At 67.6% G+C, this 6,696-nt stretch carries 6 protein-coding genes; 1 reads left to right on the top strand and 5 read right to left on the bottom strand.

Going from position 1 to position 6,696, the window contains the following annotated elements; genetic code table 11:
• Positions 1-96 precede the first annotated feature (96 nt).
• From ACWD5Q_RS29535 to ACWD5Q_RS29515, 5 genes are all read right to left on the bottom strand, one after another.
• On the bottom strand, positions 97-516 hold the full coding sequence (locus ACWD5Q_RS29535) for a DUF6262 family protein (RefSeq protein ID WP_451430121.1): 420 nt from the start codon (positions 514-516) through the stop codon (positions 97-99).
• Positions 513-1,817 (bottom strand): tyrosine-type recombinase/integrase, encoded by a 1,305-nt coding sequence (locus ACWD5Q_RS29530; protein ID WP_451430120.1) that lies wholly within the window; start codon positions 1,815-1,817, stop codon positions 513-515. Before ACWD5Q_RS29530 ends, ACWD5Q_RS29535 begins: the two co-directional genes overlap by 4 nt.
• A gap of 794 nt (positions 1,818-2,611) precedes the next feature.
• Positions 2,612-3,802 (bottom strand): tyrosine-type recombinase/integrase, encoded by a 1,191-nt coding sequence (locus ACWD5Q_RS29525; protein WP_451430119.1) that lies wholly within the window; start codon positions 3,800-3,802, stop codon positions 2,612-2,614.
• 140 nt (positions 3,803-3,942) lie between these two features.
• Entirely contained in the window at positions 3,943-4,707 is a 765-nt protein-coding gene (locus ACWD5Q_RS29520; RefSeq protein WP_451430118.1) for a glucose 1-dehydrogenase, read from the bottom strand.
• A gap of 150 nt (positions 4,708-4,857) precedes the next feature.
• The gene (locus tag ACWD5Q_RS29515) at positions 4,858-5,643 is read right to left on the bottom strand and encodes an SDR family NAD(P)-dependent oxidoreductase (protein WP_451430117.1); all 786 of its coding nucleotides are present in this window, start codon (positions 5,641-5,643) and stop codon (positions 4,858-4,860) included.
• 160 nt (positions 5,644-5,803) lie between these two features.
• Between ACWD5Q_RS29515 and ACWD5Q_RS29510 the strand changes: the two genes are divergently transcribed.
• The gene (locus ACWD5Q_RS29510; RefSeq protein ID WP_451430116.1) at positions 5,804-6,454 is read left to right on the top strand and encodes a TetR family transcriptional regulator; all 651 of its coding nucleotides are present in this window, start codon (positions 5,804-5,806) and stop codon (positions 6,452-6,454) included.
• Positions 6,455-6,696: the final 242 nt, after the last annotated feature.

Below are 6,696 nucleotides of genomic sequence, written 5' to 3'. Positions count from 1 at the left end.
AGTTCTACCGGGGCTCCGCTCCTCATGTCCGGCGAAACCACAGCTCGCGGCTACCTTGACAAACCCCACCCACCCACAAACTGAACGGCCTTGGGGCTAGCGGGGCGACCACCCTCGGCGCTCAAGTTCGCGGCGGAGAGCCAGGTTCTCCCCGTGCGCCTGCTCCAGCGCCTTCCGTAGCTCGGTGACCTCCTGACGGTGCTGGTTCTTCAGTCGGGCGACCTCGGCCGTCAGCGCGGCCACGATGTTGTTGCCGCTGTCGCCCTGCGTCGGGACCGGCCGGGGTGCCGGTCGGTGCGTGCGTCGCTGGTGCTCGATCCTCGCCCGCAGCTCGGCGTTTTTGTAGAGAAAGTTCTGCGAGACGCCGGCCTCGCGCTGGACGGCCTGGAAGGTCACCTGCTTGCCGCGCTTGACCAGCCGCCGTATGGCCGCCTCGGCGGCCTTCACCTTCTCCTCCGACTTGCGGCGGGCGGCTTGCTTGAGGGTGTCGATCCTCTGCTGTCGGTTGTCGTTCACGGCCACGTCCTCCGGTGGCGGGTGGTGTCGATCGTGATCGGGGTCGGCCCGGCGGTCGGGCTTCCGGCGCCCTGGCAGGGCCGCCCGGGGCTCTCCTGCATGGAGGTCAGCAGCTTCGCCAGGGCGTCACGCTCGGCGTTGCGCTGGACGAGCCACACGTTGTCGGCGGGCATCGGCCTGCCGTGCCGGGCCTGGAACGCGCTGGTCTGCCGCTGGATCAGGGCCTCGGTCTCGGCGAGTTGTCGCCGCAGCGTCTCCAGGTGGCTTGAGTCGGTGACGAACACCGAGCAGGTCAGGCAGGCGTTGCCCTTGTCGCAGGACTGGAGCGGAGGAAGCAGGCAGTAGCCGTGCGGCAGGAAGCGGTCTGCCCGGTTGAACAGTTGCATCCCGTCGTGGTCCTCGCGGGAGAACGTCACGGCGGTGCCGTCCGCCTTGAACTTCCTGGTGGCCAAGAACGCTTGCTCGGAGTGCTCCTCGCGCCGGGCCACGTAGTGCATGGACATGGTCGGGTTGGAGTGCCCGGCATACCGCTGGAGGACGTGAACCGGAAGACCCAGCTCGGCGAGCCGAGTGATCCGGGTGTGCCGGAACCGGTGGGTCTTGCTGACCTGGACCGTGCGGCCCTTGCTGTCGGTGATGTCGATCAGCTCACTGAACTCCCGCAGGGCTCGACGGTAGTTGGAGCTTCCGTAGGGCTTGGTTCCGTTGCTGTTGGCGGCACGTTGGAGAAAGAGATAGCGGACCTCGAGGCCAGGGAAGTGGTCGCGGACCCACTGCTGCTGTTCTTCGATCACCGCCACAACTTCGGCGTCCACGAGGATCGTGTCCGGCGCCCGGTCGATCTTGCTCTGTGCATAGCGGAAGCGTGCGACCTGCTCGCCCTCGGCTGCCTCGATGGCCCGATCGGTGGCTGGCGAGAGGCAGTCGAAGTCGCACAGGCTGATCTCGCTTGCCCTGCGGCCGGTGAGGATCTGCAACAGCAGCATCCGCATGGCTTGAGGGTCACCCCAGCCCTTCAGCATCTTCTCTGTGCCGTTGAGAGCGACGGTGACCTTCTTGTCGGTGCTGGCGCCGATCACCGGCAGGTATGCGGTGATCTGCGAGAGGGCCTGGTCATCGATGTAGTGCTCGTCATTCACCAGCGGGGCGCTCGGGCTGCGGGTGATCTGGCGAGTCCAGATTGCTGGATGCAGCTCAGTGAGGTCATCCCAGGGCGACGGGCCGCTGATCTTTTGGCATTCTTCCCGGTTGTCCAGCACGAACCTCATCAACGCGACGACGGCCCGAAGCTCATCGTTCACGTTGCGGGGCCTGACGGGCTGACCGGCGAGCCTGGGGCGTGTCTCCGGGGCGCTCGTCCAGCGGCGGAAAGCAGGAGCGAGGGACAACGCATCCGCCGGGGGTATCCAGGGCTGCCGCCCACTTCCCGAACCGAGCCAGGCAGGGGGTCCGCTTGGTGACAGTGCTCCAGGTCAAGGCTCCCGATTCCAGTGCGGTTCCAAGACAAAACTTGATCGTTTCCCGGAGCCATGGGATGTCCACTTGCCCCGGCGAACACCGCTCAGACGCCTTTGGCTCCCGAGCCCTGAGAGGAATGCGCGGGTCGCAGCGGGGATACCAGACATCCAGCTTCCACCAGGGGCCCTCGTTGAGCCGGGCGGTCAGGGCGAGTCGCGCATAGCTGAAGATCGCTCCCAGTCGGTCCTTTGCCGCCCCGGGAAGCCTTCCATGCTGGGACTCGAACCACGCTCCGTGGAGCTTGCAGAATGCCGTCAGATCGAGGTCTGCGAGCGACCGCACGGTTCGGCCGTGCTCTGCTGCCCATACAAGGGTCTTGGCGATCTGGTTGAAGGCGCCGACGCTGACCCTTGCGCCGTCGCGGAACTGCCAGTGAGCCATCCATGCCCGCTCGGTTCGCAGCCGATAGGGCAGCCCGCTGAGCTTGATAGAAGCACCTCGCCCCTGCTCGGCCCGTTCTTCCCAGCCGTCGATGCCGGGGCCAAGGACTTCGCCGTCCCATTCGGCCGGCAGGTCCGCCAAGACCCGCGAGAGCGGGTCCTGGGACGCCTGGTTGGGAACGACGCGGAGGAGTGCGTCAGAGCGCATCAACGTTGACCTTCCAGCCGTCGGTGTAGTTCTTCCAGTTCGCTGCCGCCTGCAGGGCCTCGTCTTCGGTGACCCAGCCGTAGAGATCCAGAGTGGTTTGAACGTGGGCGTGTCCGAGGCGGCGGGAGACGACCCACTCTGGGGTGCCGCCGATGAGGAGTGCGGTGGCGTGGGTGTGCCGGAACCAGTGCGGAGTCCAGTCGGCGGGGCCTGTGCCCTTGCGCTTGAGGGTGGCCACCTTGTCGCGGACGGTGCCCTCACGCATGGCGGCCAGGTAGGGCGGCCGGTCGAGGTTGACGAACAGCGGATCGCCGGGGTCGATGGGCATTCCGAGGTCGGCGGCCCTCATTGCGAGATGGGTGAGGTAGTCGGCGTAGAGGCGCTCGAGGTCGCTGCCAACGTAGACGCGGCGGGGCCTGAGCATCTTCACGCGGGCGTCATTGGGATTGTCGTCGCGGGGGACAACCTCCACGTGCGGTGTGCTGCCTCGGCCCATGACGAACTCGCGGATGTGCATCCCCAAGGCCTCGCCGAGCCGCATCCCGGTCTCGGCCAGGAGCGCGAAGAGGAACCGGTCGCGCAGGTTGCCGACCCATTCGCCGGAGGCGGGATGGTAGGTCGCGCAGCCATCGATGATCGCCTGTACCTGCTGTGGGAGGAGGATCGGGGGCCGGTCGCGGCGCTTGACGGTGCGGACGCGGACGAGCGACGACGGGCCTGGCGCGGTGCGAGCGTCCAGGTGAGACAGCAGTCCTCGGGCCGGTGCCCTGCGCGGGGCTCCGCGCAAGAGCTTGGCGGCCACGGGAACGTCGTTGATGGCGTCCTGCCACTTGTAGAAGGAGATCAGAGCGCCGAGCCTGGCCTCAAGCGTCTCGGGCGAGGGCCCGTCCCCGGCGGCGGTGAGGGCGTGCTCGACGGTCCGGCCGTTCCGCAGCCACGACAGGTACCCGGCGACAACGGGGACGCCGACCGAGCTCCACTTGTCGGCCTCCCCGCACTGTTCCAGGAAGGTCCACCACTGGGCCAGGCTCGTTGCGTACGACCGGACGGTGTTCGGCGACCAGTACCGGCGGTGGGCCTCAAGCCACTCCTCGACCGGGGCGACCGTCTTGTAGTCCTCGCCGACCACGGTCCAGGTACGGCGTTCCCCCGGCGGTCGGAGAGCAAGGGTGTAGGCCATCTCCCCCTCGTTCCTGCTCGTTGATGAGAGCCTGCTGATACCTCTTCATCAACGAGCAAGGTTGAGGGGGGTCACTGCTCGTTCAGTACGTAGATGAGGTGTGGCTGAGCCCCGTGGATAACATCAGGGAGGGGAGGATGTCAATGCCCCATGACGTACTTGACGGTCGGTCCGGCGGTCCAGCCGCCGTCCACTGCCAGTTCCGCGCCCGTGACGTAGGACGCGGCGTCTGACAGCAGGTACACCACGGCGCCCGCGATCTCGGACGGCTCGCCGATCCGGCCCATCGGCGTGTTCGGGTACTTGCCCTCGCCCTTCTCGATGCCGACGGACGCGGTCATCGGGGTGTACGTCATGCCCGGGTGAACCGAGTTCACTCGGATTCGGGCCGTACCCAGCTCCACCGCGCCGATCTTCGTCAGCCCCCGCACGCCCCACTTGGAGGCGCCGTAACCAGCCGTCAGCGCGAGGCCCATCAGGCCCGCCGCAGAGGATATGTTGACAATCGAACCGCCACCGTTCTCCTTCATCGCGGGAATCACGGTCTTCATGCCGATGAAGACTCCGGTGAGGTTGATGTCGAGCACCTTGCGGAAGTGCTCCACCGACTCGGACTCCAGGAGCTGGCCGGTCGAGACTCCAGCGTTGTTGACGAGGCCGTGGATCCCGCCGAACTCGGCGACCGTGAAGTCGGCGACCCGATGCCAGTCCTCCTCGGAGGTGACGTCGTGTTGCAGGAAGCGGGCGTTGCTGCCGAGTTCCTCGGCGGCAACGCTGCCTTCGTCGCTCAGCACATCGGTGATCACCACATTGGCTCCGGCCGCGATCGCCTGACGGGCCGCTTCGGCACCGAGGCCGCGGGCTCCGCCGGTGATGATCACGCTCTTACCGGTGAGGTCGTTCATGATTCGCTCCTTCGTTGTTGTCATCCCTACGGGACGGACGTCGATGGAAGGGGCCACGGTCTTCACGGGATCGACGGCGGACAGCGCCGCTCTCGTGCGCCGTAGCCGTACGTCCTCAAGCGTGGCCCCAGGCCGCCACCGGGGCCGTCTTCAGAAGTGGGTGCCGCCGTCGACGCGGACCTCGGTGCCGGTGATGAAACTGCCGTCGTCGGAGCCGAGCATCGCAACCACGGATGCCACCGTCTCAGGGCCGGCGAACCCCTGGCCAAGCGCCGGGGAGAGCTTCATGAACAGGCTCATGTCGGCGTCCTCGGGCAGCCCCGGTCCCACGCTCTGCTTGCTCGCACCGCTGCCGTCGGTCATGCCGGAGGAGATGGACCCGGGCTGGACAGCGGTGAAGCGGATGCCCTGCTTGGCGTACTCGCTGGCGAGCGCGTGCGTCATGGACTGGATGCCGCCCTTGCTCGCCGCGTACGCGGCCATGTAGGGGTGCGCGAACATCGCGGAGGTCGAACTGAAGTTGATGACCGCCGCACCCCGGCTCTCCAGCAACGCCGGGATGGACTCGCGGATCACGAGGAAGGTGCCGACGAGGTTGACCTGGATGACGCGGGTGAAGCCCTCGAGGCTCGTCTCGTGGGTGTGCGAGGAGCGCAAGATCCCGGCCGCGTTGACCAGCACGTCCAGACCACCGAGTGTGGTGACGGCAGCGGCGACTCCGTCGCGCACCGAGGTCTCGTCGGCTATGTCGATGACGAGCGTCGTGAGGCGGTCCGCGTCGGCGCCCGCCTTCTTGACGGTGTCCTTCAGACCTTGCTCGCTGACGTCCGCGGCCACGACGGCGCCGCCCTCCGCGAGGATGCGCAGCACGGTGGCCTGACCGATGCCCGAGCCACCACCGGTAACCAGGACTCGACGGCCTTCGTAGCGGTTCATGTGTTCTCCAAACCGAGCCTGAGATGTCCAGCCAGAGCCCTATGACGTCGGCTCTCTCGCCTTCGGGTTCTCAATCGTCATACACGTTACGCCGAGGTGGCACACTTTGCCACTTTGTCAGGGCATGCCAAACTGGGACCTCGAGCCGTATCCTTGTGCAGTGAGCACCCCCGCGTCCCCTTCCTTGACCGAGCGCCGCAAGGCCGCCACGCAGCTCGAGATCGCGAACGCTGCGGTGGAGCTGTTCGCCACGCGCGGACCGCATGGCACGACGGCCGAGGAGATCGCCCGGCGTGCGGGGATCGCACTGCGGACCTTCTACCGGTATTTCCGCTCCAAAGAGGATGCCGTGAGCCCCCTGCTCGCGATCGGTGCCGACCGCTGGCGGGCGCTGCTGGAGGCCACGAAGCCGGGAACGTCACTCCCCCAGGCGCTGGAGTCAGCGGTCGAGCAGGCGCTGCTCCCACCGGACGAGGAGGCCACCCAGGCACTGCTGCGTACGCGGGGGCTACTGCGGGCCGCGGCCGAAGATCCCGCGCTGCGGGCGGTCTGGTACCGGGTCAACCAGGAATCCGAGGAACGACTCGCCCCGGTGATCGCCCGGCTCTCGGGCGGGCGCGCCGAGGATTTGACGGTACGGCTCACCGCGGCCGCCGCCACCGACGCGATCCGGATCGCCCTGGAGACGTGGGCCGGCACGGAGGCCGGAGTCCAGGGACCCAACTCCCCAGCCGACCTCGCGGTCCGGTGCCTGCGCCAATTCGGGCACACAACGAGCTCGTTGGGGTCTGAGGACGAGGGCGCTCGCTGACGAGTTCGCGCATGGTCGGCGGTGAGGCGTCCAGCTCTTGATCGTTGATCCGCGATCCCGCTGGAGGGCGTCGAGCCGAGCCATGTGGTGCGGGCGACGCGGGCGGGCGAGCGCAGTCGCCTGGTGGCGGACTTCGGCACCTGCGCCCGAGCACTGCTCACGGGCCCCGTCCCCGCCGGGCCGCGGGACGGTGCCCAGGAGTGCGGCCTGCCCACTGGAGACCGCGGGATGGCGTGGGCGGA

It is taken from the genome of Streptomyces sp. NPDC002513 (genome assembly GCF_053595355.1).
The sequence above is the reverse complement of the archived record's forward strand: the minus strand, read 5'-3'. Positions and strand labels throughout refer to the sequence as shown.

Coding starts and splice junctions, on each gene's coding strand:
- ACWD5Q_RS29525 (WP_451430119.1), bottom strand. CDS start 3,802: ATGGCCTACACCCTTGCTCTCCGACCGCCGGGGGAACGCCGTACCTGG.
- ACWD5Q_RS29520 (WP_451430118.1), bottom strand. CDS start 4,707: ATGAACGACCTCACCGGTAAGAGCGTGATCATCACCGGCGGAGCCCGC.
- ACWD5Q_RS29515 (WP_451430117.1), bottom strand. CDS start 5,643: ATGAACCGCTACGAAGGCCGTCGAGTCCTGGTTACCGGTGGTGGCTCG.